Raw genomic sequence first — 25,473 nt, forward strand, 5'->3', positions numbered from 1 at the left:
AAGCGCAACCCGCCTCTGCATGGGGCATGGCGGTGTCTGCCTAGCGCCTGCATGCCCAGAGCGCTCGTTCGGCAGCTGGCGAGAAAAGCTGAGCTTGCCTGGCGACAAGGCAGCACGGCCTACAGTTGGTGTCGTCGAGCCCGTGCCTGGGCGATCGAGGCAGTGGCATCACGCATTGGACGCGCCGGACGAAGGATTATTCCCTACCTGCGCAAACCGATCGCAACGCATGCATGGTCGTGGAATCAACGGGTCTGCGCATCGTCCCACCCCATCCAACCCTTCCGGAGCCAGCCATGACGTTGCCACCTCCCCCCGACCGACGTCCGCGCCGCCCGGTGCTGCCGTTGCTGGGCATCGCCGCCATTGCCGGCGGTCTCGCCGTTGCCTTCGCCTGGACGGCGGGCTGGATCGGCGGCGACCGGCTCACCGCCGCGCGCATGACCGATACCATCGAAGCCAGCGGGCCGCCGCATCCGGGCTTCCGGCGTGCGCATACCAAAGGTGTCTGCGTGAGCGGACAGTTCCAATCCAGCGGCAAGGCCACCTGGCTGTCGTCGGCACGCATCTTCAGCCAGCCCAGTACGCCGGTGCTGGGCCGTATGTCCATCGGCGGTGGCGATCCGCATGGCCCTGACGGGCAGGCGCGCGTACGCAGCATGGCGCTACTGCTGCGCAGCGACGACGGGCAGGAATGGCGGACCGCCATGAACAGTTTTCCGTTCTTCGTGGTCGCCACGCCGGCCGGTTTTCAGGCCTTGAACGTGGCCTCCCGGCCCGACCCGGCCACCGGCAAACCGGACCCGGCCAAGCTGGCGGCCTTCGGCAAGCAGTATCCGGAGGCGGCCAAGTTCCAGCAGTGGGCCAAGACCGCGCCCTGGTCCGATAGTTGGGCCAACACGCAATACAACGGCGTCAACGCGTTCCGCGCGGTTGCGGCCGACGGGCGCGAGCGTTACATCCGCTGGTCGATGCACCCACATACCCCGTTCAAGGAGTTGAGCGCGCAGCAACGCCAGCAGGCCGATGGCGATTTTCTGGCCACCGACCTGGACGCACGGCTGGCGGAGGGGCCGCTGCGCTGGGATATGGTGCTGACCGTGGCCGAACCGGGCGATCCGGTGGACGACCCGTCGCAGCCGTGGCCGGAGGACCGCAAGCAGATCGTGGCCGGCACGCTGACCCTGGAGCATGCGCAGCCGCAGGCCGCCGGGCCGTGCCGCGATCTGAATTACGACCCGCTGATCCTGCCCAAGGGTCTGGCGGCCTCCAACGACCCGATCCTGGCCGCGCGCTCGTCGGTGTATGCGCAGTCGTTCAACCGCCGCGAGCGCGAGATCGCCAGCGGCCAGGGCAGTGCCGCCACCGGCCAGGGAGCACGCCGATGAGCCGCACGACACATTTCAATCTTCCCGCACGCGTGCTGCACTGGCTGATGGCCGCGATGATCCTGACCATGCTGTTCGTCGGCGTGGGCATGGTCGCCTCGGTGACGCAACGGCCGTGGCTGATCGACCTGCACCGCCCGCTGGGCATCGCGATTCTGATTCTGGTGGTGCTGCGCCTGATCAACCGCTTGCGCCATCGTCCGCCGCCGCTGCCCGCCGATCTGCCGGCGTGGCAGAAGGCCGCCGCGATCGCCTCGCACTGGCTGCTGTATGCCTTGATGCTGGGCATGCCGCTGATCGGCTGGGCGATGCTGTCGGCTGGCGGCTACCCGATCGTGCTGTGGCCGGGCGCGAACCTGCCGGCGATCGCACCGCACGACCCTGCGTTGTATGCCTGGCTGCGCAGCGCGCATGGCTGGCTGGCGTATCTGCTGTTCGCGACGGTGCTGGCCCACCTGAGCGCGGCACTGTTCCACGCCTGGGTACGCCGCGACGGGGTGTTTTCCAGCATGGCGCGTGGGGAGCGGTCTGCGCGTTGATGCGGTTGTGGTTGATCGTGGGGTGATGGTGAGCTGCTGGAGCACTGAAGATGGCCGGCTGCAGCGCTAGCTCCCTTCTCCCGAGGTGAAGGGGCCAATGTTTAACGCTGTTGTTTTGTGTTGGCCGCTGGCGCAGGCGCTTCGATACCTTTACCGGTCGCCGCCCAGTAGATGCCGCCGTACAAGTGATCCAGATAGCGTGGATCGTTGTAGGCCTCGGCCTGGTGTCCCAGGGCCGTTGCGAACACGCGGCCGCCTTCGAAATGGTGGTACCAGGCCACCGGATGCGGCTTGCCCATGCCCTTGGCGACCTGGCCCGGCCAGATCAGCGTGGGATCGTAAGTGGTTTCGTCCACCGTCATCAGCGTGACCAGGTCGTCGCTGTACGGCGGATCGTACTCGTACCACTCGTCGCTCCACACCCAGCGTTTGGGCAGGCCGGCCGTTGCCGGAAAGTTGGCGTCCACCACGTCGACCATCGCGGTCTGCAGGTAAGGATGGGTGCGGAACGAGCGGCCGATGAGATGGTCGTACCACTCCCATTCGCCACGCTTGATCGCAAACGCCTTGTGCACGGCGACCACGCCGCCGCCATTGCGCACGAACTTTTGAAAGTTGGCGCGCTGGGCCGGATCCAGCTCGGTGGCCGGCGTGTTGAGCAACACGATGGCGGCGTATTGCGACAGGTCGCCATCGAAGGCCTTGGCATTCCATGCCCACACCATCTCGACATAGTGCTTGCGCGCCATCGCTTCGAACTGCGGTTTGGCAACGGGGATATAGTCGTGGTGATACTGGTTGGGAATGGCTGCTACCAGGATCTTGAATTGCTCGGCAGATGCGGTGAATGCGCACACCAGCAGCAGGCCCGACAGCCACAGAAACTTCATGCGTTTGCTCGCCCTGGTTGGAATCGTTCTGCAGTGTACCCGCGCGCAGGCGGCATGCTTGCGCACACATCCGCGCGCGGTGATCGGAGGGCTGGCGCCTGACGGAGGCTGGAAAGTGAGTGCGACGCCCGCATGCACTCATGCGACTGGGCGGCGCTACAACCAGCCTTTCTGCCGCGCCAGCCGGTAGGCTTCGATGCGGTTGGCCACGCCCAGCTTGCCGATGCATTCGGACAGATAGTTGCGTACGGTGCCGTGCGACAACTGCAGTTGCTGGGCGATCTCGCTGGCCGAGCGGCCTTCGCCGGCCAGGCGCAGCACGGTGCGTTCGCGCTCGCTCAACGGGTCCGCTTCCACCCAGGCATCCACCGCCAGTTGCGGATCGATCACCCTTCCGCCGCGATGCACCTGACGCAGGGCGCCGACCAGCTGTTCGGCCGGCGCATCCTTGAGCAGGTAGCCGGCCACACCGGCATCGAGCGCGCGCCGCAAGAATCCGGGGCGCGCGAACGTGGTGACGATCATGACCCGCACCGGCAGCGAATGGCGCTGGATACGCTGCGCCAACTCCAGGCCACTCAGGCCGGGCATCTCGATATCGGTGACCAGCACATCCGGCTGCAGCCGCTGCAGCTCGCGCCACGCGCTCTCGCCATCGCCAGCGCTGCCGACCACGGCAAGATCGTCTTCCAGCCCCAGCAAGGCCACCAGCGCGCCACGCAGCAAGGCTTGGTCTTCGGCCAACAACACCCGGATCATCGCTCGCGCTCGCATGCCTGCACGGCAGCGCACGATACCAGCGCGGGCGCATGCCGTGTACATGCGCTGCGATCGCCACGGCGCGTTACGGCAGCAGTGGGGCCGGCTGCGACGCGTCGACCGGCGCGCACACCGAAGGCGGCAATGGCACCCGTGCGCGCAGACGCATGCCACGTGGCAACGCCTCCACCTCCAGCCCGCCTCCCAGGGCCTGCAGGCGCGCGCGCATGCCGTCCAGGCCGTTGCCGGGCACGATGACTCCGCCGCGCCCATCGTCGGTGATTTCCAGCAGCGCCTGCGCACCATCGGCACGCAGGCTGACGCGGACGCGCTTGGCCTGCGCATGGCGCTGCACATTGGTCGCCGCCTCGCGCACCACCAGTGCCAATGCGGTCTCGTGCTCGGACGGCAGCGGCAGCACCTCCAGCCGGTCGTCGAGCACGATCCCGTCGATGTCCAACAGCACGCGTGCGGACGCCAATTCGGCCACCAGCCCGGCGGCGCGGATGCCGGTGACGGCACGGCGTACCTGCGCCAGCGCGTCGCGCGAGATCTGCGCCACCGCATCGATCTCGCCGCGCGCCGCCTGTGGGTCGCGCTCGATCAGCCGCGCGGCCAGATCGGATTTGAGTGCCACCAGCGACAAGGTGTGGCCGAGCAGGTCGTGCAGATCGCGGCCGATGCGTTCGCGCTCGGCGGTGGCCGCCAGCCGGCGCACCTCGTCCTGCGATAAGCGCAGCAGCGCATCCTTACGCTCGTTGATGCTGTACACCGCGCCGACCGCGGCCATGCCCAGCACCGACACCGGCAACCACACCAGCGCCTGCCAACCCAGCCCGAGCCAGCGCGCCCAGGCCAGGTACAGCGCATTCATCAGTAGCAGGATCGCGAAATGCCGCCACAACCCATGCCGCGCGGAAGGGCGCAGGCTCAGGCAGGAGAACACGAAGTAACTGATGCCCGAGGCGTACACCGGCAGCAGCACGGCACTGAGTCCCCCCATCGCCAGGGCATAGCGATGCGAGGTGCCGCGCGGCGCCAGCAGCATGCGGGCGTACAGCAGCAGGAACAGCGGATACGACAGCGCCGTGCACCACAGCCAGGTCGCATCGTAGCCGCGCGGCGAAAACACCGGCACCACGAACACCCAGGCCGACCACAGCAGGTGCACGCAGTCCATCCACGGCGACTGGCCCTGCGCCAGGCGCGCGGCCACTTGCGAATCGGCGGCCGGACGAAGCCAGGCCGGGAGCCTTGCATGCATCGGAATGAATCCCTGTCGAGCGGCCGATTCTGCCACTGCCGCGTCCGCCTGGGCACGTGCCGGTGCACGGGCGGTGGTGTCCCCGGAGGTTGCGCTCCCGTCCAGCGTCCGAACAGTGCGGGGCCACCGGGTGTGCCTTTCATCCAGGTCGGGTCGGTGCATGGAAAGATCCAGCGGTGATGCGGCACCACAAGCCTGAGCGGCCAGGCCAGCCGCGCACAGTCGCGCCTGTCACGGCGTGCGGATGACAGCTGTCACTGGCGGGCGCAGGGGTCCGGCCGCATGCTGCACAGCGTCCGGCCGCGGCGACGATCGTCCCGACCATTTGTCGTCGCGTTGCGGCTGGTGACTTCCGGCAGCTTGCGGCGCGCGTTGCGGGCGGTCACATTCTGCGCAGCCCTCTGTCCTGGTCATCGATGAACACATCCGCCGATCTGCTCAAGCAACTCCGCATCGACCGCCAGCGCCCCGCCGCACCGCCGCCTGCGCGACGTACCGGCTGGATCATCGCCGCCATCGTCCTCGTCCTGCTGCTGGCAGCGGCGGCATGGTGGTTCACCCGTACACCGGTGCTGAAGGTACAGACCGCGCCGGTGGTGGCGATCAGCGCCGGCAGCAGCAGTGCCTCGGTGCTGGATGCGTCCGGCTACGTGGTGGCACGGCGCATGGCCACGGTATCGGCCCAGGTCACCGGCAAGGTGCGCCAGGTGATGATCGAAGAAGGCATGCGGGTGGAAGAAGGCCAGGTGATGGCCACCCTCGACCCGCTGGATGCCGATGCGCAGCGCACGCTGTCGGCCTCGCAGCTGTCGGCCGCGCGCAGCCAGGTCGACAACATGCAGGCGCAGCTGACCGTGGCCAATGCCGATGCCACGCGCCTGCAGTCGCTGGTGGGCGCGCAGCTGGTCTCGCGCTCGCAGTACGAACAGGCCGCCGCGCAGCGCGACGCCCTGCGCGCGCAATTGCAGAACGCACAGCGTAATGTGAAGGTGGCCGCCGATCAGCTGGCCATCGCCGGGATCCGTTCGGACTTCAATGTGGTGCGTGCACCGTTCGCCGGCGTGGTGACGGCCAAGGCCGCGCAGCCGGGCGAGATCGTCTCTCCGCTGTCTGCTGGTGGCGGCTTCACCCGCACCGGCATCGGCACCATCGTGGACATGGACTCGCTGGAGATCGAAGTGGAAGTGGGCGAGTCGTACATCGGCCGCGTGCAGCCGAAGATGCCGGTGGAAGCGGTGCTCAATGCCTATCCGGACTGGAAGATCCCCGGCGAGGTGATCGCCATCATTCCCACCGCCGACCGCGGCAAGGCCACGGTGAAGGTGCGGGTGGCCTTCAAGGTCAAGGACGCGCGCATCGTGCCGGAGATGGGCGTACGGGTGAGCTTCCTCGAACAGGCCAAACCGCAGCAAGCCGCCAAGCCTCAGGGCGTGCGCGTGCCGGCTGCTGCGCTGGTCGAACGCGGTGGCAGCACCATGGCGTTCGTGGTCGGCGAGCAGAATCGGGTCGCCGCCAGGACCGTCACCCCCGGCATGGCGATGGGCGACGACCGCCAGGTGCTCTCCGGATTGGCCGCGGGCGACAGCGTGGTGCTGAGTCCGCCGCAGGCGTTGAAGGACGGCGACACGGTGAGCGACGCGCAACCGGACGCGACCGAATGATGCACGGCCTAGCGGCAGCGCGCAGCACACCGCGCTCGCGACGTGAGCATGCGTCGTCGCTGCAGCAACGAATGGATGAACCACTGAAAGACCGTGCTCGGTCCTTGCGACGGGAACAGCGCTGCGCTGGATCCGGGTCTGGCCGGGCACCCTACCGAAGCAGCGTTCGTTCGGGAGCGTTGCGCAATCGATGATCGACCCTGGAAGCCTCGATCGCGGGTGAGCCGCCTCCATCGCCTCGACACATTGCGACACCGCTCGTGCATTCGCATCACCGCTCATGCAGTCGCCGTACCGTCCGTGCCTCTCCTTCTCTCGCTCGCCAGGACTCGCCATGACCGCTCTCGTCAGCTTGCGCAACATCACCAAGACCTACCAACGCGGCCCCGAGCAGGTGCAGGTGTTGCACGGGATCGATCTGGAGATCGCCAGCGGCGATTTCGTGGCCCTGATGGGACCCTCCGGTTCGGGCAAGACCACCTTGCTCAATCTGATCGGCGGCCTGGACAGCCCGAGCGGTGGCGAAATCGAAATCGAGGGCGAGCGCATCGACCGCATGAGCGGCGGCCAGCTCGCCACCTGGCGCAGCCACCATGTGGGCTTCGTGTTCCAGTTCTACAACCTGATGCCGATGCTCACCGCACAGAAGAATGTGGAGCTGCCGCTGCTATTGACCTCGCTCAATGCCGCGCAACGCAAGCGCAATGCGGAGATCGCGCTCACCCTGGTCGGCCTGCAGGAACGTCGCAACCACAAGCCCAGCGAGCTGTCCGGTGGTCAGCAGCAGCGCGTTGCCATCGCACGCGCCATCGTGTCGGACCCGACGTTCCTGATCTGCGACGAACCCACCGGCGATCTGGATCGCCAGAATGCCGAGGAAATCCTGCGCCTGCTGCAGGAACTCAACCGCGAACACGGCAAGACCATCGTCATGGTGACCCACGATCCCAAGGCCGCCGAGTACGCCACGCACACCATCCATCTGGACAAGGGCGAGCTGGCCGATGCGCCGCTCGTGCTCTGAAGGAGCGCTGCCATGAAGTATCTCTCGCTGGTGTGGGCGCAGCTGTTCCGCAGCAAGACGCGCACGCTGCTGACCTTGTTGTCGGTGGTGGCGGCATTCCTGCTGTTCGGCATGCTGGATTCGGTGCGCGTGGCCTTTACTTCCGGCGGCAGCGTCAGCGGGGTGAACCGGCTGGTGGTGGCCTCGCGGCTGTCGATCACCCAATCGCTGCCGATCCGCCTGGAAGAGCAGGTGCGCCGCGTGCCGGGCGTACGCGATGTGACCTCGGCAATGTGGTTCGGCGGCATCTATCGCGATCCGAAAAACTTCTTCCCGAATTTCTCGGTGGCGCCGAACTTCTTCGACGTCTACAGCGAGTACGAGTTGCCCAAGGACCAGCTCAAGGCCTTCCAGACCACGCGCACCGGCGCAGTGGTGGGCGAAACCCTGGCCAAGCAATTCGGCTGGAAGATCGGCGACACCATCCCGCTGCAGGCCACCATCTTCCCGCGCGGTGGCAGTAACGACTGGCCGTTGCAGCTGGTCGGCATCTTCCGCATGAAGGACCGCACGGTGGCGGCCAACCAGGAACGCCAGTTGATGATGAACTGGAAATACTTCGATGAGTCCAACGACTACATCAAGAACCAGGTGAGCTGGCTGACGGTGACGCTGAGCGATCCCGACCAGGCCTCGCGCGTGGCGCAGGCCATCGACGCACTGTCGGCCAATTCGGATCACGAAACCAAGTCGCAGACCGAATCGGCGTTCCAGCAGGCCTTCGTCAAGCAGTTCGCCGATATCGGCCTGATCGTCACCTCGATCATGGCGGCGGTGTTCTTCACCTTGTTGCTGCTGACCGGCAACACCATGGCGCAGGCGGTACGCGAGCGTATTCCGGAACTGGCCACGCTCAAGACGCTGGGCTTCCAGGACCGCACGATACTGAGCCTGGTGATGTTCGAATCGGTGCTGCTGATCGGCCTGGGCGGCGTGATCGGCATGGGCCTGGCGGCACTGGTGATCCCGGCGGTGTCCGCGCGCAGCGGCGGCCTGATGCCGACCCAGAGCGTGCCACTGCAGACCTGGCTGGTGGCGCTGTGCCTGATGGTCGGGATCGGCCTGGTGGTAGGTGTGCTGCCGGCATTACGCGCGCAGCGCTTGAAGATCGTCGATGCCCTCGCCGGCCGCTGACAGGAGCACGCAGATGCAACGCAAATGGAAGAATCGTGGTGCGAACCTGCTGTCGGTGGTGCTGCTGGCAGTCGGGCTGGGAATCTGGATCGCGTTGCCGTGGATCGGCGTACTGGCGATCGCGGTGGCACTGGCGCTATGGCTGGTGGCCACGCGCAGCGGCCGCCTGTCGCTGGCCGCAGCGCGCATCGGGATCGCCAGCCTGCCGCAGCGCTGGGGCTCCACCTCGGTGATCGTGGTCGGCATCGCCGGCGTGGTCGGCGTGCTGGTGGCGATGCTGGCGATGGGCCAGGGCTTCCAGGCCACGCTCAACAGCACCGGCGACGACACCACCGCGATTGTCTTGCGCGGCGGCTCGCAGGCGGAGACCAACTCGGTGATCACCCGCGACCTGGTGCCGCTGATCGGCGCCCTGCCCGGTATCGCCAGCGATGCCAACGGGCGCCCGCTGGTATCGCCGGAACTGTCGCAGGTGGTCAACATCGCGTCGCGCTCCGATGGCACCGACGTCAACGCACAGTTGCGTGGCGTGGGCGAGCAGGCCTGGGCGGTGCACCAGAAGGTCAAGATCGTGCAGGGCCGCCGCTTCAACACGGGCTTGCGCGAACTGGTGGTCGGCAAGGGCGCGCTGAACCAGTTCCGTGGCCTGGAGCTGGGCAAGACGCTCACCCTCGGCAACCAGCAGTGGACCGTGGTAGGCGTCTTCGCCTCCGGCGATGCGCACGATTCGGAGCTGTGGACCGATGCGCAGACCCTGGCCACCGCCTACAACCGCAGTGCCTACCAGTCGATCAACGTGCGCACCACCGGCAAGCCCGGCTTCGCGCAGTTCAAGGCCGCCATGGCCGCCGATCCACGGCTCAAGCTGGACGTGGAGACCACCCGCGCGTACTACGGCAAGCAGGGTGGCGGCTTGAACAGGTTGATCAGCATCCTGGGCACGGTGATCGGCGCGATCATGGCGGTGGGCGCGGTGTTCGGCGCGCTCAACACCATGTATGCAGCAGTGGCCACGCGCGCGCGCGAGATCGCCACGATGCGCGCGATCGGCTTCCGTGGCACGCCGGTGATCATGGCGCTGATGCTGGAAACCATGCTGCTGGCGCTGCTGGGCGGGTTGCTGGGCGGGCTGATCGCCTGGGCGGTGTTCAACGGCTACACCGTGTCAACGCTGGGCAACAACTTCAGCCAGGTGGTGTTCCAGTTCAAGGTGTCGCCGGAGCTGCTGTGGAGCGGTCTGAAATGGGCGCTGGGCATCGGCCTGGTCGGTGGACTGTTCCCGGCGTTGCGGGCGGCACGGCTGCCGATCACCACTGCCCTGCGCGAGGTGTAAGGCGGGCCTTGGCCCGCCCGGGATTGGAGATTGGGGATTCGTGACAGCCACAGCGGAGCAAACGCTGCTGCGGCTGAACGTATTGCAGGCTGTCATGGTTTTGTCACCGCAGTGCGGTAGATGCGCGGATCGGGCAGGCCGTAGTCTGCCCGGCCGTTTGCTCCGTTGACGTATCGCCATGACGCGCCTGCTCCTGCTGGCCTGCGCCTGCCTGTGGCTGGCCGGCTGCTCTTCGTCCTCCACCTCGCTCAGCGAGCGTCTGGTCGCGCCCGGCGGTGTGTCGCCGTTGCTGGACGAAGAGCGCATCGCCGCCGCCATCGCCACGGTGCCCAACCGCAGTGGCCATGTGGTCACGCGCGACCGGGTGCCGATCTTCTGGCGCGCCATCGATCCCGGTCAGTACGCCATGCACTACCGCTACCTGGGCCAGCGCCACGACCCGGCGCACGCGCTGGATGTGGACTTCAGCTTCAGCGTTCCCACCGCCACGCCAGCGCCGCCGCGCGGCACCATCGTCCTCCTGCACGGCTGGATGATGGATGGCGATTCGCTGCTGCCCTGGTCGCTGCAGCTGGCGCAAGCCGGCTACCGCGTGATCACCGTCGATCTGCGCAACCACGGCCATTCCGGTGGCGGACCCGCGGGCTACGGCACGCGCGAATCCGACGACGTGATCGATGTGCTGGCCGCGCTGCGGCCGCAGGGCGAAGTCCAGGGGCCGCTGTATCTGTTCGGGATCTCCTACGGCGCGGCCACCGCGCTGTTCACCGCCGACAAACTGGGGGATCGCGTCGCCGGCGTGGTGGCGATGGAATCCTTCGCCAATGCCGGGCGCGGCATCCGCGACATGGTGCCGCACCTGCTGGCCAGCCGGCCCAGCGGCTGGCGCGGGCAGGCGGTCGCGGCGTACGCGCGCTGGCGCTACGCCGACCAGAACATCGACGCGGTGATCGCCGCCGCCGACGCGCAGCTCGCGCTGGATCTGGATCAGGTCGACGTCGCACGGGCCCTGGCGCGCACACGCAGCTGCGTACTGCTGTTGCATGGCGACGCCGATCGGCATATCCCGGTGGGGCATGGGCGGGCACTGGCAACCGCCAGCGCGCGTGCGCACTACCTGGAACTGGCGGGCGAGGACCATCTGAGCCTGCCGCTGCGGCTGGACCTGCTGGGCGAGCCGATCGATCGCTGGCTGGCGCAAACCCGGCAGGAGCCCGGCCATTGCCCCGCACCGCAGCCACTGCCGGCACCCACCCTGGCGGTGAGCACCGCGGCCACATTGCCGGCGCGCAGCTGATCGTGCGGCGTGTGGGTGGCCACGCTTGCGCCGCGGCGTTGCTGCGCGCATGGCAAAGCGCGACAAGCCGCAGCGCGCAATGCCTGCTCACCAGATCGCAGGAGGCTGCCAGGTGCGCCGCTGGCCGCAACGCCCGCACCTCGCCGGCTCAGTGCGGCGACGCGGTCCGCCGTGCATGCAGCACGCTGTCGCCGACGAATAACAACAGACCCAGCCAGATCGCGGCGAAGCCGATGGCCCGCGCCTGGTCGAACGGTTCGTGGAAGAACCATACCCCCAGCAACAACTGCAGGCTGGGCGCGATGTACTGCAGGATCCCCACCAGCGACAACGGAATGCGCCGCACGCCGTAGGCAAATCCGATCAAGGGCAGTGCACTGACCACGCCACCGAAGATCAGCAGCAGATCGGTGCGCAGGCTCCAGCCGCTGAAGAACCCGCCGCCATGCCCGTACTCGCCCCAACCTGCCAGCAGCAACGCCGGCACGAACAGATACACGCTTTCCACGCCCAGGCCGGCCACCGGATCCACCGCCACCAGTTTGCGCAGCAAGCCATAGATACCGAACGAGGCGGCCAGGCCCAGCGCGATCCATGGCGGCGCACCGGCATCGAGGGTCAGCCACAGCACGCCCACTGCCGCGCACGCCACCGCCACCCATTGGATGCCGCGCAGGCGCTCCTTGAGCACCAGTACGCCCAGCAACACACTCAGCAACGGGTTGATGAAATAGCCCAGGCTGGCTTCGATCACATGACCGGCGTTGATCGCCCAGATGTACAGGCCCCAGTTGAATGCGATCGCCACGCTGCTGGCGGCCAGCATCCGCAGCGCGCGTGGTTGCGCGGCAATCGTGCGCCACCAGCGCAGGCCCGAGGTCGCCAGCAGCCACGCCACCACCAGCACCGCGCTCCACACGATGCGGTGCGCAATGATCTGCAGCGAGGGCACCGCCTTGAGCAGATGCCAGTACACCGGCACCACGCCCCACAGCACGAACGCGGAGGCGGTGATCAACAAGCCACGGCGCGCTTCGGCTGGCGACACCGGATTCGGTGTACTCATCGCCGCGCCCTGGCCAGGGTGACCACCAGCACGCCCGCCAGGATCACCGCCATCGCGCCGATATCGTGCGCGGTGAAACGCTCATGTCCCAGCCACGCGCCCAACGCCACTGCAATCACCGGATTGACGTAGGCGTAGCTGCCGGCCAACGCCGGCCGGACATGGTGTAACAGCCACACATAGGCGGTGAACGCCACGATCGAGCCGAACACGCACAGATACGCCACGGCGATCAGCCCGTGCGGTGTCGGCCATGCACGCGGGCGCTCGCCGATCAGCAGGCCGGCGCTCACCAGCAACACGCCGCCACACAGCATCTGCCCGGCCGCAGTCATGAAGGGCGACGGCAGATCGCGCCCACGCGACCACACCGAGCCGAATGCCCAGCCGATCGGGGCGATCAGCAACAACACCAATCCGCCCGGCGTGGCGGTGAGGCTGCTGCCGGCATTGAGCCACACCACCCCCACAAATCCGATCACGATGCCCAGCCATTCGCCGCCGCTGGCATGCTGCCCGCGCAAGGCGCCGAACAAGGCCATCCACAGCGGCACCGACGCCACTGCGGTGGCGGCCAGGCCCGAGGACACGCTGCGCTCGGCCAGCACCACCATGCCGTTGCCCAGCAGCAACAGCGCCGCGCCCATCAGGGCCACGTTCTTCCATTGCGCGCGCGTCGGCGCCGCCACCCCGCGCCAACGCAGCACGCCGTAGAGCACGCTACCGGCGACGATGAAGCGCGCACCCGATACCATCGTCAGCGGCTGCGCACCGCCCTCCAGCGCGAACCGGATCGCCAGATAGGTCGAGCCCCAGACCACGTAGACCAGCAACAATGCAACAACGACCAATCCGCTGCGCGCAGGCGCGGCAGCGTCGTGAGAGGAAGACATGGGGAAGCGTCAACGGCAGCGGAAGCTTCAATTCTAGATCACCTGCACGCGCCCACGCCTTACAGGCAGTGCACGTTGCGCGCGCTATCGTCGCGGCGACTCTCTTCACCATGGAATCTCCATGCAGCCTCGTATCCCCTGGCTGGCCCTGCTCGCCCTTGGCCTGTTCTCCACCACCGCAGTCGCCGCACGCGCACCCGAGCCCTGGGAGCTCACCGGCCATGCGCTGCTCGATGCCGGGCTGGACGGCTCGCTGGCGCCGGAGATCGACGCACCCGACCAGCCCGAGCTCAAGGTCATGGTCTCGGCCAGCCGCGCCGGCGCCTACCTGCTGGGCGTGGCCAGCGCCAGCTATCGCACGCAGTGGTGCCTGCCGGCGGGCAAGGTCGGCCCGCCGGATCTGCGCGCGATCCTGGCCGATCTAGCCGCGCTGCCGGACACACGCCTGGACGAGCCGGCGCCTGGGCTGATCGTCCAGGTCCTGGCCAAACGCTATCCGTGCCGCAACTAGAACGCTGGAACGAAGGCGAGCACCGATCCCGCTACAACAGGCCCGGAGCCACTGCTCCCCTGGCATCGAGGCCGACGCGATGTATGCATACAGGTCCGAAAGCGATCGGCCCCGGGCCCCGAGCCGTCAGGCCTTACCTGCGTGCCGCGTCGCTGCGCGCACGGATCGCCTTGAATTCGGAACCATCCTGCCAACTCGGCCACTGCCGGCCATTGGCCAGCGCCGCGCCTACGTCGTAGACGAGCGTGGTATCGGCCGCATGCCCGGTGGCGTCCCATTGCGGGGTCCAGCGATCGCAGGGCTGGTGATAGCAATCGGCGAAGTACTTCTCGCGCAGCGCCTTGCCCTTCTCGATGCCGCCTTCGAGCATGTCCAGGCCCGGGCCGGCGGTGATCGCCGGCACGCCCATGCGCGCGAAGGCGAAATGGTCGGCGCGGTAGAAGAAGCCCGCTTCCAGATTCGGATCCGGCGAATACGTGCGGCCGCGCGCCTTGGCGGCCGCTTCCAGATCGCCTTCCAGCGACACCCGTCCGCGTCCCCACGAGGCGATGTCGCGGGTGGGACCATCGGGGCCGAACATCTCCATGTTGAGCACCGCCACCGTCTTGTCCAACGGCGCCAGCGGATGGGCGGCGTAGTAGCTGGCGCCGAGCAGGCCCTTTTCTTCGGCGGTCAGCGCGATGAAGTACAGCGTGCGCTGCGGCTTGGGGCCAGCGGCGAACACGCGTGCCAGTTCCAGCACGCTGGCCACGCCGGTGGCGTTGTCCACCGCACCGCGCCGTAGCGTATCGCCGGTGGCATCGGCCTTGCCGATGCCGAACGCGTCCCAATGCGCGGAGAAGATCACCGTTTCGTCCGGATGCTGGCTACCGGTGAGCTTGGCCACCACGTTATGGGTGACCACGCGCTCGCGCTTGAGCTTGAAGTCCACCGACAAGGCCGCATCGCCCAACGCCATCGGCGCGAAGTCGCGTTGCTGCGCACGCGCCTTGGCCTGTTCGAAGTCCAGCCCGGCCTGCTTGAACAGCGATTGCGCCAAGGCGCGCTGCATCCAGCCGCGCACCTGGACATGTTGCGCGCGGGCATCGGCATCGCTGCGCTCGATATCGAACAGCGGCGACAGGCCCGAGCTCTGCACCGTGGCCCAGCCGTATGCGGCCGGCGCCGTTTCGTGCACGATCAGCACGCCCGCCGCGCCGCGCCGCGCGGCTTCTTCGTACTTGTAGGTCCAGCGGCCGTAATAGGTCACCGCCTTGCCATCGAACGCACCCGGCTGCGCGCTCTCGAAGTCGGCATCGTTGATCAGCACCACCGCAATCTTGCCGCGCAGATCCACGCCCTTGTAGTCGTCCCACTGCCGCTCCGGCGCGCTGATGCCGTAGCCCACGAACACCAGCGGCGCACGCTTCAGCGCCACTGCGGCCTGCGGACGCAGGCTCTGCAAGGTCACATCGGTGCCGTTGACCAGGGTCTGGGTCTTGCCGCCCACGCGCAGGCTGGCACGCACCGGGCCGTCCACCTGCGCGCGCACCAGCGGCACCGCCTGCGTCCAGCCACCCTGCTCGCCGCCGGGCTGCAACCCCGCCGCCTTGAACTGCTCGACCAGATAATCGACCGTTCGTTGCTCTCCGGCACTGGCCGGCGCGCGGCCTTCGAAGTCGTCCGATGCCAGCAGGCGCACGTGCCGCGACAGCGCCTCGGCATCGATGCCGCCACCGGGCAGATCGTTGGCGGCCTGCGCCACACCTCCGACGAACAGGCAGGCGGACAGCAGCAGGATACGCATCGGATTCACGGGAAGGCCTTGCAACGGATGGATGACAGACAGTTTACAAGCGCGCGCCCGAGAGCGGTCATTGCAACGACGCGCCAGCCGCCAGCGGCGCGGCCCCGCGTCGCATCGGCATCGGCCTGTTACGCGTTGGTCGTCCGAAATCTGCGCAGCGCAAACCTCAGCGCGCTGCACGATCCAGCCAGCACCCCAATCCCTGTGCATTGAGCTCGATATCGGTGGCCAGCAGGCGTGCCACGGCCGCATCGTCCAGCCTGCAACCGTGCTGGCGCGCGCGTTCCAGATACAGCGCGGTCAATGCCGCCACCATGCAGCGGTGACGGTCCGCGCGTGCCGCGCAACCCAACGCGATCTCGGTCATCGCATGGATCTGCTGCGCCAGCGCCTGCGCCAGGCGCGCCGGCGGCGCGACCCGTCCATAGTGGGTGAGATACATCGCCTGCGGCCCGGCCTCCATCAGGCGTGCGATCGACTGCAGCATCGCCTCGGGTTCGAACTGCACCGGCGAGGAGGTCGGCAGGATAAAGGCGCCCTGCTCACTGTCGAGCTGGCGATACGACAGACCGAAGGTATCGCCGGTGAACCAGCTGCGGCTGCGCGCGTCCCACACGCACAGATGATGCCGCGCATGGCCGGGCGTATCCACGGTGCGCAACCCACGCTCGCCGAGCAGCACCACCTGCCCGTCGGCGGCCTCCACCACCCGCTCGGCCGGCACCGGCACGATCCGGCCATAGCTGCGCGCCATTTCTTCCTGCCCATACACCGCCGTGGCGCCGGCGATCAGCCGCGTAGGGTCGATCATGTGCGGCGCACCCCGCGGATGCACCAGTACGCGCGCATTGGGCAGCTGCTGCAGCAAGGCACCGGCGCCGCCAGCGTGATCCAGGTGCACATGGGTCAGGATCAACCAGTCCACCTGCGCCGGCGTCAGCCCGGCGACCTCCAGCGCCGCCAGCATGTGCGGCACCGACAGCGAGGTACCGCAGTCGATGAAGGCAGCGCGTTGCGCCTCCACGATCAGATACGCCGCATCGAACTGTGCACCGCCGAAACCGGTATCGATGGTGTGGATGCTGCTATCGACCGATGCTGCCATGACCGCTCCGTGCTTGCCCCACGAGTGACGACACGACCCTACCATCATCGGCCGGCCACGCCTGCGAACAGCCCAGCCAGCCGGCCGGAAGACGCATCCCACGCCGTCGACTCCGCGACAACCACGCTCGCCAGGCGTCAGGCAGGTGGACGCTGCTGCGGCAACGCATGCTGCGCCTACACTGCCGGACGAGGATGGATCATTCGACTGGTTCGAGCACCAGGCGGGTGCAGGACCCGATCTGACGCATCACGCCCGATGCACACGGTATGCCTCTTCGACAAGGCCTTGCCTCGTGCAGGCGAGGCACGATCAGGCCTGGCGCAGCGCCTGCATGGCGGCGAGAATCACGTCGGCGTCGGCCTGGGCATGCACACCCGGCAATTGCAGATCGCTGGACTGTTCGGCCTGCTTCAGCCGTGCGATCAACTGCCCTGCCTCACGCGGCGAGGCGAAGCCATCGCTCTGCAGCAGCAGTGCGCCGCTGCCATCGTTCAACTTGAAGTAGAACTGCCCATCGCGCTCGCGGTACTGCTTGAACACCGGCAAGGCGAATTTTTCGCCAGTCTCCGCTGCGGCAATTCCTGCCTGGCTGGACAGGTCGCGCAAGCCCACCGCCTCGCGCAGCCGTGCCAGCAGCGGCGTGGCGTAGCGTGCGCGCAGGCGCGCGCCACCCGCGCGCAGGATCGCCTCGATCGCCGCCGGCTCGGCCATCAGCGCCTCGTAACGCGCGCGTAGCGGCGCGATCTCCTGATCGATGCGTTCGAACAGCTGCTGCTTGGCATCGCCCCAGCCGATGCCCTGGGCAAACGCCTGCGCAAAGGCCGCCGTTTCCTGCGGCGTCGCGAAGGCCTGGTACAGCTGAAACAGCGCCGACCCTTCGGTGTCCTTCGGCGTTCCTGGCGCACGCGAGTCGGTCAGGATGGAGAACACCAGCTTGCGCAACTCCTCGCGCGGAGCGAACAGCGCAATGGTATTGCCGTAGCTCTTGCTCATCTTGCGGCCATCCAGGCCCGGCAAGGTGGAGACCTGCTCGTCGATCGCCGCTTCCGGCAAGGTGAAGAAGTCGCTGCCGTAGACATGATTGAAGCGCTGGGCGAAATCGCGCGCCATTTCGATGTGCTGGATCTGATCGCGCCCCACCGGCACCTTGTGCGCGTTGAAGATCAGAATGTCTGCCGCCATCAGCACCGGATACATGAACAGACCCGCCGTCACGCCGGCATCCTCGTCTTCACCGTCGGCGCGGTTCTTGTCCACTGCCGCCTTGTAGGCATGGGCGCGGTTGAGGATGCCCTTGCCCGCCACGCAGGTCAGCAGCCACATCAACTCGGTTGTCTCGGGCACATCGGACTGGCGATAGAACCACACTTTGTCCGGATCCAGTCCGCACGCCAGCCAGCTCGCTGCGATTTCCAGGGTCGAGCGCTGGGTGCGCGCCGGGTCCTGCGCCTTGATCAGGCTGTGCAGATCGGCCAGAAAGTAGAAGCTTTCCGCGTCGGCGGCGGCACTGGCCTGAATCGCCGGGCGGATCGCACCGACGTAGTTGCCCAGGTGCGGCGTGCCGGAGGTGGTGATACCGGTGAGAACGCGAGTGGTCATCTGCAAGGAGCCAGGGAATCAGCTCACTAGTTTAACGGTTTCGCGGCGTGCCACCCGCCGCCACGCCTGCTGCCGGCCAAAACAAGGACGGGCCGCAATGCGGCCCGTCTCACCTGACCTCGGCTCGGCCTGACGGCGAGCGAGGGGACGACTCAGCGGTCGTCGCGCAGCGATTGTTCGAAGGCGCGCACCTCGGTCTGGGCACGGTCGCGGTCCCAGCCGTAGCGCTCCTGCAACTTGCCCTGCAGATATTCGGCATTGCCCTCGGCAACCTTGAAGTCATCGTCGGTGAGGTCGCCCCATTTGGCCTGCATCTGACCCTTGAGCTGCGTCCACTTGCCGGAAATGATGTCTTTGTTCATTGCGGTTCTCCGCTGCGTGCGGTCGCGATTGACCGTGGGATCAGCATGCGGCGCGAGGCGTTGCGCGTTGATCAAAAGATGTCGAGCCTTCGCTCACCGTGATGAACGAATGCCATCATGACGATGCCTGTCGCCGCCGGCTGGCGCGCTCCCAGAGCGCCAGTGCCGCAAAAAACAAAAACGGGCCTTTCGGCCCGTTTTCATTACACCGCTGCAGCGGGCGGATCAACGACGCGCGGCGTCTTCGACCTTCTCGCCAGCGCCCTGCACGTCCTTGCCCGCACCTGCGACGGTGTTGCAGCCCGACAGCATGCCGACCGAGAACACCGACAGCACCAGCAGCACAATTGCACGCTTCATAACAAACTCCTTCGTGGGTAAGCGGCGCGTTGCCGCAGATCAGTCAAATCGAACAGCCACCACACAGCGGTGGCAAATCAGCACTTGCCGTCGCTGCATTTTTCAGCGGTTTTCTCGACCTTGTCGCCTGCGCCCTGCATATCCTTGCCGGCACCGGCCACGGTATTGCAGCCCGTCATCACGCCGGCCGAAAACAGGCCCAGCACCATCAGTGTCAGCAGTCGCTTCATCAGGTCTTCCTCGGTCTGCGCCTGGTGCGAAGGCACCTCGCTTGGCGCCAAATCTGACTGCGCGCCCGTGGATTTGATGTGAACGGCAACGCGCCGCGTTCAGCGATGAATCAATCTCGCATCAGGGTCGATTTGCCGAACAGGCTCTCCACCAGATCTACCGCCAGCTCGGCGGTGGCGTTGCGGTTGTCCAGCACCGGATTGAGTTCGACGATATCCAGCGATCCCATGCGGCCCGTATCGGCGATCATCTCCATCACCAGCTGCGCCTCGCGATAATTGGGGCCACCCGGCACGGTGGTGCCCACGCCGGGGGCGATGCTGGGATCGAGGAAATCCACATCGAAACTCACGTGCAGGTGGGTATCGTCGCTCATGCCCTGCAGCGCGGCCTCCATCGTGCGCTTCATCCCGGCCTCGTCGATGTAGCGCATATCGTAGACGTCGATGCGGTGCTGCTTGATCAGCCGCTTCTCTTCCGGGTCCACCGAACGGATGCCGATCTGCCGCACCTGCTCGGGCAGCAATGCCGGCGCGCTGCCGCCCAGGTGGGTCAAGGCCTGCGGGCCCAGGCCACACAGGCAGGCCACCGGCATGCCATGCACATTCCCCGACGGCGTCACCTCACTGGTGTTGAAGTCCGAATGCGCGTCCAGCCACAGCACCCGCAGCGGGCGACCCTGCTCGCGACAATGCCTGGCCACCGCGGTGATCGAGCCGATGCCCAGGCAGTGATCGCCTCCCAGCATGATCGGCATGCGGCCGGCACGCAGCTCGGCATAGCTGGCATCCATCAAGGCCTGGTTCCAGGCCACCACTTCGTCCAGATGCCGGTAGCCGGCCTGCGGCAGCTGCCATGGGTTGCGTGGTCCGTCCAGATTGCCCAGATCGCGCACGTCCACCCCGCGGCCGATCAAGGCCTCCTGCAGCCCGGCGATGCGCAGCGCTTCGGGCCCCATCCGGGCGCCGCGATGTCCGGCGCCGATGTCGGTGGGGACGCCAATCAGTGAAACCGGCACGTACTGCATTGCCATGCATTGCTCCAGCGGAGAGAAAGCCGTGCAGTCTAGTGTCCGCCCCGTGCGCTGACGCGCGGCAGCGCAGCACGGCGTGGTGCCTACCGCCGTCCCGCACCGGCATGCCCTGGGTTTAGATCTGCCGCGACGCGCCGTTACTGTGTCGTGCCGGGTCGGCTGGCGCGTCGGACTTTGCGGATTCTGCTTGTCTGACCGCCCAGTTAAGCACCTGAGGCTGGTGTGACTGCTTGCTAATACCTGGATGGTATGGTGCGCCCGCCAGCGCAGACCAACGCATCACGCACGCGCTCGGGCCATCAGCAACAGGGGATCTTCATGCCGCATAACGCCGTCAACCAGGTCGTCAAGGCTGCCGTGGGCGACGTCGCGCGGGCGTCGCATCACTACGATCTGCAGCGTATCGGGCGCGAATTCGCACAGACCATCGAGCGCGAGCGCGGCATCCGCCTGCTGATGCTGTCCACCGCCGACGGGCGCGCCATTGCCGAACAGTCCAGCCTGGAGGCCGACGGGCGCCGCCTGGCCGCAATGGCCAATTCGTTCCTGACCCTGGGCGAGACCCTGGCGCGCGAATCCGGCCTGAGCGAAGCCGACTACGCCACCGTCAGCACGCGCGGCGGGCAGTTGGTGCTGATCCGCATTCGCGCCGACAGACCATTGACGCTGACCGCCGTGGGCGGCAGCGACATCAACGCCGCCGCCCTGCTGTTCAACGCGCGCGACTGCGCCGGGCGGCTGGCCACTGCGCTGGCGCAGCCTGCAGGCTGACGTGCCTGGCACCGTTCGTGCTTGCGTCAGCGCACCGATTTTCTCAACGTTTGCAAGGGGACTACCAATGTCGAAACTCAATCTGGAACATCTGCATTCGCTCGCCGGCTTCGTTGGCGCCGCCCTGGTCGACAGCGACAGCGGCATGGCGCTGGGCATGACCGGCGGCAGCGACCTCAACCTCGAGCTGGCCGCGGCCGGCAATACCGAAGTGGTGCGTGCCAAGCGCCGGATCGCCGAGCAGCTCGGGCTCAACGACACCATCGAAGACATCCTGATCACCCTGGCGCGCCAGTACCACCTGCTGCGTCCGCTCGAAAGCAACGGCACCTTGTTCCTGTACGTGGTGCTCGACCGTGCCAAGGCCAACCTGGCGATGGCGCGTCATGAATTGAAGGCCTTCGAGAAAACGCTGGATTTCGGTTGATGCCGGCACGGCGGTGCGACTGCCGCGCCCGTCCTGCCTGCCGGCGCGCACCGGCAGGCGCTTCAATCCCCATGCGCCACGACGGCGCCATTCCATGACCACACCCATCCACGCCATGCGGGTCGCCACGGCAGGCCTGGACCTGCTGCACACCACGCGCCTGAAACTGGCGTGTTCGCTGCTGCTTGCCGAACGCATCGACGTGCAGCTGGGCGAGTGGCCGCAGCATGCCGCCGACGTGGTGGTGCTGGGCCTGGAAACCGCCGAGGGTCTGGCTGCGTGGCAGGCCCTGCAAGGCCAGCCAGTGCGGGTGTTGGTGGTTTCGCGCACGCCGATTGCCGGGGCGTGGCTCAGGCACGGCGCCACCGTGCGCGAACTCAACGAGCAGGTGCGCCTGCTGCTGTCCTCGCCGCACATCGCGCACGTCGCCGAGCCGGCACTCTTGATCCGGTATTGCCGCGGCGAGTTCGGCGCGGCACCGGTCCTGCTGCGGCAAGCAGACCTGCAGGTGGCGGTGGACCCGGCCAATGGCTGCGTGCAGCTGCCGGCCGGCGTCCGCTTGTCTACGTTGGTGGCCGCGCTGGATCGTCCCGGCTGGCAGGTGGTGGCCGGTGCCTTCGATCCCAGCCTGACGCAGCGCATCTCCTTCGAAGCGTTGTATTTCGCCCTGCCCGAGCAGCTGCGTCCCGCGCTGCCGGCGGTGGAGCCCAGCCACGCGGTGCAACTGCGGCAATGGCCGGAGCTGAGCGCCGACACCAGCTCGCCGGCGCAGCTGCTTGCCATCGCCCACCTGCATGCCCGGCCATGGCGCCCGCAGGCGCTGGCCACCGCTTGCAAGCTCCCGCTGCAAACGGTGGAATGCCTGTTCGCCGCCGCCTTCGCCAGCGGTCTCGCCCAAACCGCTCAGATTCCCGTGCCTGCACCACCGCCCCCCCCGGACAACGGTAACGCGCGTTTCTTCTCCTGGGTTGCACGCCGCTTCGGCCTTTCCCTCTTCCAGGCGCAGTCATGAGTCTTCCAGCCAACAAACTGGTGTTCGTGGGCGGCATGGGCGCCGGCAAGACCACCGCGGTGCGCGCCATCTCCGACGTGGAACCGGTCAGCACCGAGATGCCGCTCAGCCAGGAGGCCTACGGCGACAAGACCTATACGACGGTGGCACTGGACTACAGCTCGATCGAGCTGGAAGACGGCGAACTGCTGCATGTCTACGGCGTTCCCGGGCAGAAGTATCTGGACTTCATGTGGCCGCTGGTGTGCGACGGCGCCTTGGGCGTGATCGTGCTGGCCAGTGCACGCGACCCGCAGATGCGCGACGCCACGCTGGCATTGCTACGCGAATTCACCCAGATCGCCCCCGGCGCCAGTCTGGCGGTGGGCATCACCATGACCGACGAGGTCGAACACTTCCTGCTGCCGCCATTCCGCGACGCATTGGTGGCCGAAGGCTTCCGCATTCCGGTCATGCGCGTGGACGCGCGCTCGGCAACCCAGATCACCTTCCTGGTGAAATCGCTGCTGTCCTATCGCTATACCTCTGCGACCTGAGCGGGTCGCTCATCCGGGCGTAGCGCAGCCAACAGCTGTCCACGCGCGAACTCGCAAGTGTGATGGCAGACGCCATGCCCGAAACAGGCGGCAACTGCCCAGCGGCAATGCAGTCGCAGTGAGGCCGCAACGATGCGGCGATGAAAACAAGGAATCCGGTCACGACGTGCCTTGTCGGGCGTCACGCGGGGGATGCCGCCTCTAGGGTGGCGGCGACGCGTCCATCTTCCTTGCCGTCAGAAACGCGACTCACTCGTGTTACGAATGTGCGCTACGTCTGACTTGTTCAGTATGACCAGCAGACAGGAGCGTTGACATCGGGACATTCCTGACAGCGCGCAAGACATACCCGCGATACGGAATCGGTGATAGCGGCGGCGTGCCTGGACGCCGCGGCATCGGCACCGTGGCCGCGGTTGGACAGCGACTGTCGTGCAGTCCCTGCCGCGCAATGGACGTGGTACCTCGCCGATCCGGCGATAGCCGCTGGCAGGGCCCGCCCACCTGCCGGATGCAGGTCCGCCGGCGCCGTTCGCACTTCGCCGCTGTCAGGCGGTATCGCCGCGCTGCGGATCCCCCGTCGCGATCGGATAAAGTAGCGCGATGACAATCGAACTGAAGCCCGGCGGGCTATTGATCGCGATCGAAGGCATCGACGGCGCCGGCAAGACCACGCTGGCGCGCAGCCTGGCGACCACCTTGCAGACGGCCGGCGCACGCGTAGTGCTGAGCAAGGAGCCGACCAATGGCCCCTGGGGCACGCAACTGCGCCAATCCGCCGCCACCGGCCGCCTGAGCGCCGACGAAGAAGCAGAGCTGTTGATCCGCGATCGCCACGAACACGTGGACACCCTGATCGCCCCGGCGCTGGCACGTGGCGACATCGTGATACTGGACCGTTACTTTCCGTCCATGGTCGCCTACCAGGGCGCCGCCGGCCTGCCGCTGGACGAGCTGCTGGAGCGCAACGCCTTCGCGCCGCGTCCGGACCTGCTGCTGTTGCTGGATCTGCCGCCGTCCACCGGGCTGTCGCGCATCCGCGCCCGCGGCGATGCGCCCAATCATTTCGAAACCCAGGACAACCTGGAACGTTGCCGCGCGATCTTCAACGCCCTGCAATTGCCGGGCAAGCATGTGGTGAACGCCAGCGCGGACGCCGACAGCGTGCTGCGCCAGGCACTGGCCAGTGTCGTTGCCGCCGCCGCCGAGCGCCTGCGCAGCGACGCAAACGCCGAGACAGGCAGCGCCGCGCTGCAGCTGCTGTCGGCCGGCCGGCCGGCCTGAGCCCAGCCTGGCTGAGCCATCAGTCTTTCGACGGTGGCGCGCAATCCACCGCCGCTGCCGTCTTCGTCCAGATAACGAAAACAAGGCAGCCGGGAATGACAAAGCCGGTGCCTGCGCGCAGCGCGGGGTGCCGTTGCCTGCAGACGATCGCATCGACGCGACAGCCGCAGCCACGCCGCACAGAGCCAGCACATCGGAAAAGGGGGAGACGATCTGCGGGATGGTGCCGGCACCCGGATTCGAACTGGGGACCTACCGCTTACAAGGCGGTTGCTCTACCAACTGAGCTATGCCGGCGAAGGCAGGCGCGTTGCGCGCCGGTGCGCATTCTAGCGCAGCGCGGCGCAATCTAGCGACCGCTGGCGCGTTGCGCCGGCGGTGCCCTGCAACGCCGCGGCCGCCGCCGTGCTGCGCACATCGATCCACCAGCGCGACTGACCGTTACCGCTGGGCACCAGTTGCGCCGGAAATCCCGCGTTCACCAGGCTCGCCTGGCGCCGCTCGGCGCGCTCGCGGCTCTGGTATTGCCCCAGAGCCACGGTGTTGTCCTCGCCTTGCGCGATCACGTAGTAGTCGCCGATACCGGCCGCCGCGATGCGCTTGACCAACGCCTGCGCCGCAGCGCGATCGCCGACGTTGGGCAACATCACCCGGAATGTGCTCACCCCTGCATCCGTGTCTTCGCGCACGCTGCTGCGGCTGACCTGGCCACGGATCCGCGCCAGTGCGGCCTCGGCGTCGGCGCGTGTCGCGTACGACCCGAGGCTGACGCAGCGTTCGGATGCCGCAGGCGGCACCGGCACTGCCGTATCAGACGTCGTGGCGGCGGCCGCCACGCCGGTGGCGCTGCTCCCGCGCTCTGGCAGAGCGGCATCCCGGGCGGTGGCGGAGGAATCTTCGGCGGTGGCGGCCACCGCTGCGGCAGGGGCCTGGCCCTCGGCCGACGCGCCAGAGGCGGCAGCGTCGCCCGTCTCGCCCGCCCGCGGCTGCCCGCCTGTGCCGGGCGCGCTGCGCGCCGATTGCGGCACGATCTCCAGCCGCGCCACACCGGACGGCTGCGCGGGCGCGGCCGGCGGTGCCGGAGGCGGCTGCATCGCCCACCACAAGGCCACCCCGGCATTGAGGACGATCAGCACCACGATGAGCGCACGGACGTACATGCCCGG

At 67.4% G+C, this 25,473-nt stretch carries 26 protein-coding genes and 1 tRNA gene; 13 read left to right on the forward strand and 14 right to left on the reverse strand.

The window, feature by feature from the left end; genetic code table 11:
* The first annotated feature begins 296 nt into the window (after window positions 1-296).
* Complete coding sequence (locus LL962_RS11190; protein ID WP_228316945.1) at window positions 297-1,388, forward strand: catalase family peroxidase; 1,092 nt, start codon at window positions 297-299, stop codon at window positions 1,386-1,388.
* Complete coding sequence (locus tag LL962_RS11195) at window positions 1,385-1,927, forward strand: cytochrome b (RefSeq protein WP_228316946.1); 543 nt, start codon at window positions 1,385-1,387, stop codon at window positions 1,925-1,927. The genes LL962_RS11190 and LL962_RS11195 overlap by 4 nt, the downstream gene beginning before the upstream one ends.
* Before the next feature lie 101 nt (window positions 1,928-2,028).
* Here the strand turns inward: LL962_RS11195 and LL962_RS11200 are convergent, their stop codons facing one another.
* The 3 genes from LL962_RS11200 to LL962_RS11210 form a co-directional block, all read right to left on the reverse strand.
* Window positions 2,029-2,817, reverse strand: a complete 789-nt coding sequence (locus LL962_RS11200) for a ThuA domain-containing protein (protein ID WP_228316947.1) — start codon at window positions 2,815-2,817, stop codon at window positions 2,029-2,031.
* A gap of 156 nt (window positions 2,818-2,973) precedes the next feature.
* The gene (locus tag LL962_RS11205; RefSeq protein WP_104587679.1) at window positions 2,974-3,576 is read right to left on the reverse strand and encodes a response regulator transcription factor; all 603 of its coding nucleotides are present in this window, start codon (window positions 3,574-3,576) and stop codon (window positions 2,974-2,976) included.
* Between the two features lie 85 nt (window positions 3,577-3,661).
* Window positions 3,662-4,840 (reverse strand): sensor histidine kinase, encoded by a 1,179-nt coding sequence (locus LL962_RS11210; protein WP_228316948.1) that lies wholly within the window; start codon window positions 4,838-4,840, stop codon window positions 3,662-3,664.
* A gap of 416 nt (window positions 4,841-5,256) precedes the next feature.
* Here LL962_RS11210 and LL962_RS11215 point away from each other — a divergent pair, with 416 nt between their 5' ends.
* The 5 genes from LL962_RS11215 (at window position 5,257) to LL962_RS11235 (ending at window position 11,328) form a co-directional block, all read left to right on the forward strand.
* A complete protein-coding gene (locus LL962_RS11215) occupies window positions 5,257-6,501 on the forward strand; it encodes an efflux RND transporter periplasmic adaptor subunit (protein WP_228316949.1) in 1,245 nt (414 codons plus the stop codon).
* 334 nt (window positions 6,502-6,835) lie between these two features.
* The gene (locus LL962_RS11220; protein WP_104587681.1) at window positions 6,836-7,525 is read left to right on the forward strand and encodes an ABC transporter ATP-binding protein; all 690 of its coding nucleotides are present in this window, start codon (window positions 6,836-6,838) and stop codon (window positions 7,523-7,525) included.
* A gap of 12 nt (window positions 7,526-7,537) precedes the next feature.
* Window positions 7,538-8,698, forward strand: coding sequence for an ABC transporter permease (locus tag LL962_RS11225; protein ID WP_228316950.1), 1,161 nt, complete (start codon window positions 7,538-7,540; stop codon window positions 8,696-8,698).
* Window positions 8,699-8,711: 13 nt separating this feature from the next.
* Window positions 8,712-10,031 carry an ABC transporter permease gene (locus LL962_RS11230; RefSeq protein ID WP_228316951.1) on the forward strand — a complete coding sequence of 440 codons (1,320 nt, stop codon included), beginning with the start codon at window positions 8,712-8,714 and terminating at the stop codon, window positions 10,029-10,031.
* Between the two features lie 178 nt (window positions 10,032-10,209).
* Window positions 10,210-11,328 (forward strand): alpha/beta hydrolase family protein, encoded by a 1,119-nt coding sequence (locus LL962_RS11235; RefSeq protein ID WP_228316952.1) that lies wholly within the window; start codon window positions 10,210-10,212, stop codon window positions 11,326-11,328.
* A 148-nt stretch (window positions 11,329-11,476) separates the two neighbouring features.
* Here LL962_RS11235 and rarD read toward each other — a convergent pair whose 3' ends face one another.
* Together rarD and yedA are read right to left on the reverse strand one after the other, a co-directional pair.
* Window positions 11,477-12,394, reverse strand: a complete 918-nt coding sequence (rarD, locus tag LL962_RS11240) for an EamA family transporter RarD (RefSeq protein WP_228316953.1) — start codon at window positions 12,392-12,394, stop codon at window positions 11,477-11,479.
* The gene (gene yedA, locus LL962_RS11245) at window positions 12,391-13,287 is read right to left on the reverse strand and encodes a drug/metabolite exporter YedA (protein WP_104587685.1); all 897 of its coding nucleotides are present in this window, start codon (window positions 13,285-13,287) and stop codon (window positions 12,391-12,393) included. The genes rarD and yedA overlap by 4 nt, the downstream gene beginning before the upstream one ends.
* A gap of 121 nt (window positions 13,288-13,408) precedes the next feature.
* Here yedA and LL962_RS11250 point away from each other — a divergent pair, with 121 nt between their 5' ends.
* On the forward strand, window positions 13,409-13,798 hold the full coding sequence (locus LL962_RS11250) for a Rap1a/Tai family immunity protein (protein ID WP_104587686.1): 390 nt from the start codon (window positions 13,409-13,411) through the stop codon (window positions 13,796-13,798).
* 133 nt (window positions 13,799-13,931) lie between these two features.
* On the opposite strand, the gene LL962_RS11255 is transcribed toward LL962_RS11250, so the two are convergent.
* The 7 genes from LL962_RS11255 to rocF all read right to left on the reverse strand — a co-directional run bounded on the left by LL962_RS11255 (window position 13,932) and on the right by rocF (window position 20,277).
* A complete protein-coding gene (locus LL962_RS11255; protein ID WP_228316954.1) occupies window positions 13,932-15,584 on the reverse strand; it encodes a M28 family metallopeptidase in 1,653 nt (550 codons plus the stop codon).
* A 166-nt stretch (window positions 15,585-15,750) separates the two neighbouring features.
* A complete protein-coding gene (locus tag LL962_RS11260) occupies window positions 15,751-16,689 on the reverse strand; it encodes an MBL fold metallo-hydrolase (protein WP_228316955.1) in 939 nt (312 codons plus the stop codon).
* A 312-nt stretch (window positions 16,690-17,001) separates the two neighbouring features.
* Window positions 17,002-18,291 (reverse strand): tryptophan--tRNA ligase, encoded by a 1,290-nt coding sequence (locus LL962_RS11265; protein WP_228316956.1) that lies wholly within the window; start codon window positions 18,289-18,291, stop codon window positions 17,002-17,004.
* Between the two features lie 152 nt (window positions 18,292-18,443).
* Window positions 18,444-18,653: a CsbD family protein gene (locus LL962_RS11270; protein WP_104587690.1), complete on the reverse strand. Its 210-nt coding sequence runs from the start codon at window positions 18,651-18,653 to the stop codon at window positions 18,444-18,446.
* Window positions 18,654-18,878: 225 nt separating this feature from the next.
* Complete coding sequence (locus LL962_RS11275) at window positions 18,879-19,013, reverse strand: entericidin A/B family lipoprotein (RefSeq protein ID WP_104587691.1); 135 nt, start codon at window positions 19,011-19,013, stop codon at window positions 18,879-18,881.
* A 77-nt stretch (window positions 19,014-19,090) separates the two neighbouring features.
* Entirely contained in the window at window positions 19,091-19,243 is a 153-nt protein-coding gene (locus LL962_RS11280; protein ID WP_011348912.1) for an entericidin A/B family lipoprotein, read from the reverse strand.
* Window positions 19,244-19,353: 110 nt separating this feature from the next.
* Window positions 19,354-20,277, reverse strand: coding sequence for an arginase (rocF, locus tag LL962_RS11285; protein WP_104587692.1), 924 nt, complete (start codon window positions 20,275-20,277; stop codon window positions 19,354-19,356).
* Between the two features lie 318 nt (window positions 20,278-20,595).
* Between rocF and LL962_RS11290 the strand changes: the two genes are divergently transcribed.
* The 5 genes from LL962_RS11290 (at window position 20,596) to tmk (ending at window position 24,307) form a co-directional block, all read left to right on the forward strand.
* Window positions 20,596-21,048 carry a roadblock/LC7 domain-containing protein gene (locus LL962_RS11290; protein WP_104587820.1) on the forward strand — a complete coding sequence of 151 codons (453 nt, stop codon included), beginning with the start codon at window positions 20,596-20,598 and terminating at the stop codon, window positions 21,046-21,048.
* A 67-nt stretch (window positions 21,049-21,115) separates the two neighbouring features.
* Window positions 21,116-21,475 carry a hypothetical protein gene (locus LL962_RS11295; RefSeq protein ID WP_104587693.1) on the forward strand — a complete coding sequence of 120 codons (360 nt, stop codon included), beginning with the start codon at window positions 21,116-21,118 and terminating at the stop codon, window positions 21,473-21,475.
* 94 nt (window positions 21,476-21,569) lie between these two features.
* A complete protein-coding gene (locus LL962_RS11300; protein WP_228316957.1) occupies window positions 21,570-22,487 on the forward strand; it encodes a hypothetical protein in 918 nt (305 codons plus the stop codon).
* The gene (locus tag LL962_RS11305; RefSeq protein ID WP_104587695.1) at window positions 22,484-23,023 is read left to right on the forward strand and encodes a GTP-binding protein; all 540 of its coding nucleotides are present in this window, start codon (window positions 22,484-22,486) and stop codon (window positions 23,021-23,023) included. Before LL962_RS11300 ends, LL962_RS11305 begins: the two co-directional genes overlap by 4 nt.
* Before the next feature lie 603 nt (window positions 23,024-23,626).
* A complete protein-coding gene (tmk, locus tag LL962_RS11310) occupies window positions 23,627-24,307 on the forward strand; it encodes a dTMP kinase (protein ID WP_228316958.1) in 681 nt (226 codons plus the stop codon).
* Between the two features lie 221 nt (window positions 24,308-24,528).
* Here the strand turns inward: tmk and LL962_RS11315 are convergent.
* Window positions 24,529-24,604: transfer RNA gene (locus LL962_RS11315), tRNA-Thr, on the reverse strand.
* 32 nt (window positions 24,605-24,636) lie between these two features.
* Complete coding sequence (locus LL962_RS11320) at window positions 24,637-25,467, reverse strand: SPOR domain-containing protein (protein ID WP_228316959.1); 831 nt, start codon at window positions 25,465-25,467, stop codon at window positions 24,637-24,639.
* Window positions 25,468-25,473 lie beyond the last annotated feature (6 nt).

Source organism: Xanthomonas sp. NCPPB 1067 (genome assembly GCF_020783795.1).
GTDB lineage: Bacteria > Pseudomonadota > Gammaproteobacteria > Xanthomonadales > Xanthomonadaceae > Xanthomonas > Xanthomonas melonis.

What these genes read in the sequence shown, in the direction of transcription:
- LL962_RS11190 (WP_228316945.1), top strand. Translation starts at nt 297, where the DNA reads ATGACGTTGCCACCTCCCCCCGACCGACGTCCGCGCCGCCCGGTGCTG.
- LL962_RS11195 (WP_228316946.1), top strand. Translation starts at nt 1,385, where the DNA reads ATGAGCCGCACGACACATTTCAATCTTCCCGCACGCGTGCTGCACTGG.
- LL962_RS11200 (WP_228316947.1), bottom strand. Translation starts at nt 2,817, where the DNA reads ATGAAGTTTCTGTGGCTGTCGGGCCTGCTGCTGGTGTGCGCATTCACC.
- LL962_RS11205 (WP_104587679.1), bottom strand. Translation starts at nt 3,576, where the DNA reads ATGATCCGGGTGTTGTTGGCCGAAGACCAAGCCTTGCTGCGTGGCGCG.
- LL962_RS11210 (WP_228316948.1), bottom strand. Translation starts at nt 4,840, where the DNA reads ATGCATGCAAGGCTCCCGGCCTGGCTTCGTCCGGCCGCCGATTCGCAA.
- LL962_RS11215 (WP_228316949.1), top strand. Translation starts at nt 5,257, where the DNA reads ATGAACACATCCGCCGATCTGCTCAAGCAACTCCGCATCGACCGCCAG.
- LL962_RS11220 (WP_104587681.1), top strand. Translation starts at nt 6,836, where the DNA reads ATGACCGCTCTCGTCAGCTTGCGCAACATCACCAAGACCTACCAACGC.
- LL962_RS11225 (WP_228316950.1), top strand. Translation starts at nt 7,538, where the DNA reads ATGAAGTATCTCTCGCTGGTGTGGGCGCAGCTGTTCCGCAGCAAGACG.
- LL962_RS11230 (WP_228316951.1), top strand. Translation starts at nt 8,712, where the DNA reads ATGCAACGCAAATGGAAGAATCGTGGTGCGAACCTGCTGTCGGTGGTG.
- LL962_RS11235 (WP_228316952.1), top strand. Translation starts at nt 10,210, where the DNA reads ATGACGCGCCTGCTCCTGCTGGCCTGCGCCTGCCTGTGGCTGGCCGGC.
- rarD (WP_228316953.1), bottom strand. Translation starts at nt 12,394, where the DNA reads ATGAGTACACCGAATCCGGTGTCGCCAGCCGAAGCGCGCCGTGGCTTG.
- yedA (WP_104587685.1), bottom strand. Translation starts at nt 13,287, where the DNA reads ATGTCTTCCTCTCACGACGCTGCCGCGCCTGCGCGCAGCGGATTGGTC.
- LL962_RS11250 (WP_104587686.1), top strand. Translation starts at nt 13,409, where the DNA reads ATGCAGCCTCGTATCCCCTGGCTGGCCCTGCTCGCCCTTGGCCTGTTC.
- LL962_RS11255 (WP_228316954.1), bottom strand. Translation starts at nt 15,584, where the DNA reads ATGCGTATCCTGCTGCTGTCCGCCTGCCTGTTCGTCGGAGGTGTGGCG.
- LL962_RS11260 (WP_228316955.1), bottom strand. Translation starts at nt 16,689, where the DNA reads ATGGCAGCATCGGTCGATAGCAGCATCCACACCATCGATACCGGTTTC.
- LL962_RS11265 (WP_228316956.1), bottom strand. Translation starts at nt 18,291, where the DNA reads ATGACCACTCGCGTTCTCACCGGTATCACCACCTCCGGCACGCCGCAC.
- LL962_RS11270 (WP_104587690.1), bottom strand. Translation starts at nt 18,653, where the DNA reads ATGAACAAAGACATCATTTCCGGCAAGTGGACGCAGCTCAAGGGTCAG.
- LL962_RS11275 (WP_104587691.1), bottom strand. Translation starts at nt 19,013, where the DNA reads ATGAAGCGTGCAATTGTGCTGCTGGTGCTGTCGGTGTTCTCGGTCGGC.
- LL962_RS11280 (WP_011348912.1), bottom strand. Translation starts at nt 19,243, where the DNA reads ATGAAGCGACTGCTGACACTGATGGTGCTGGGCCTGTTTTCGGCCGGC.
- rocF (WP_104587692.1), bottom strand. Translation starts at nt 20,277, where the DNA reads ATGGCAATGCAGTACGTGCCGGTTTCACTGATTGGCGTCCCCACCGAC.
- LL962_RS11290 (WP_104587820.1), top strand. Translation starts at nt 20,596, where the DNA reads ATGCCGCATAACGCCGTCAACCAGGTCGTCAAGGCTGCCGTGGGCGAC.
- LL962_RS11295 (WP_104587693.1), top strand. Translation starts at nt 21,116, where the DNA reads ATGTCGAAACTCAATCTGGAACATCTGCATTCGCTCGCCGGCTTCGTT.
- LL962_RS11300 (WP_228316957.1), top strand. Translation starts at nt 21,570, where the DNA reads ATGACCACACCCATCCACGCCATGCGGGTCGCCACGGCAGGCCTGGAC.
- LL962_RS11305 (WP_104587695.1), top strand. Translation starts at nt 22,484, where the DNA reads ATGAGTCTTCCAGCCAACAAACTGGTGTTCGTGGGCGGCATGGGCGCC.
- tmk (WP_228316958.1), top strand. Translation starts at nt 23,627, where the DNA reads ATGACAATCGAACTGAAGCCCGGCGGGCTATTGATCGCGATCGAAGGC.
- LL962_RS11320 (WP_228316959.1), bottom strand. Translation starts at nt 25,467, where the DNA reads ATGTACGTCCGTGCGCTCATCGTGGTGCTGATCGTCCTCAATGCCGGG.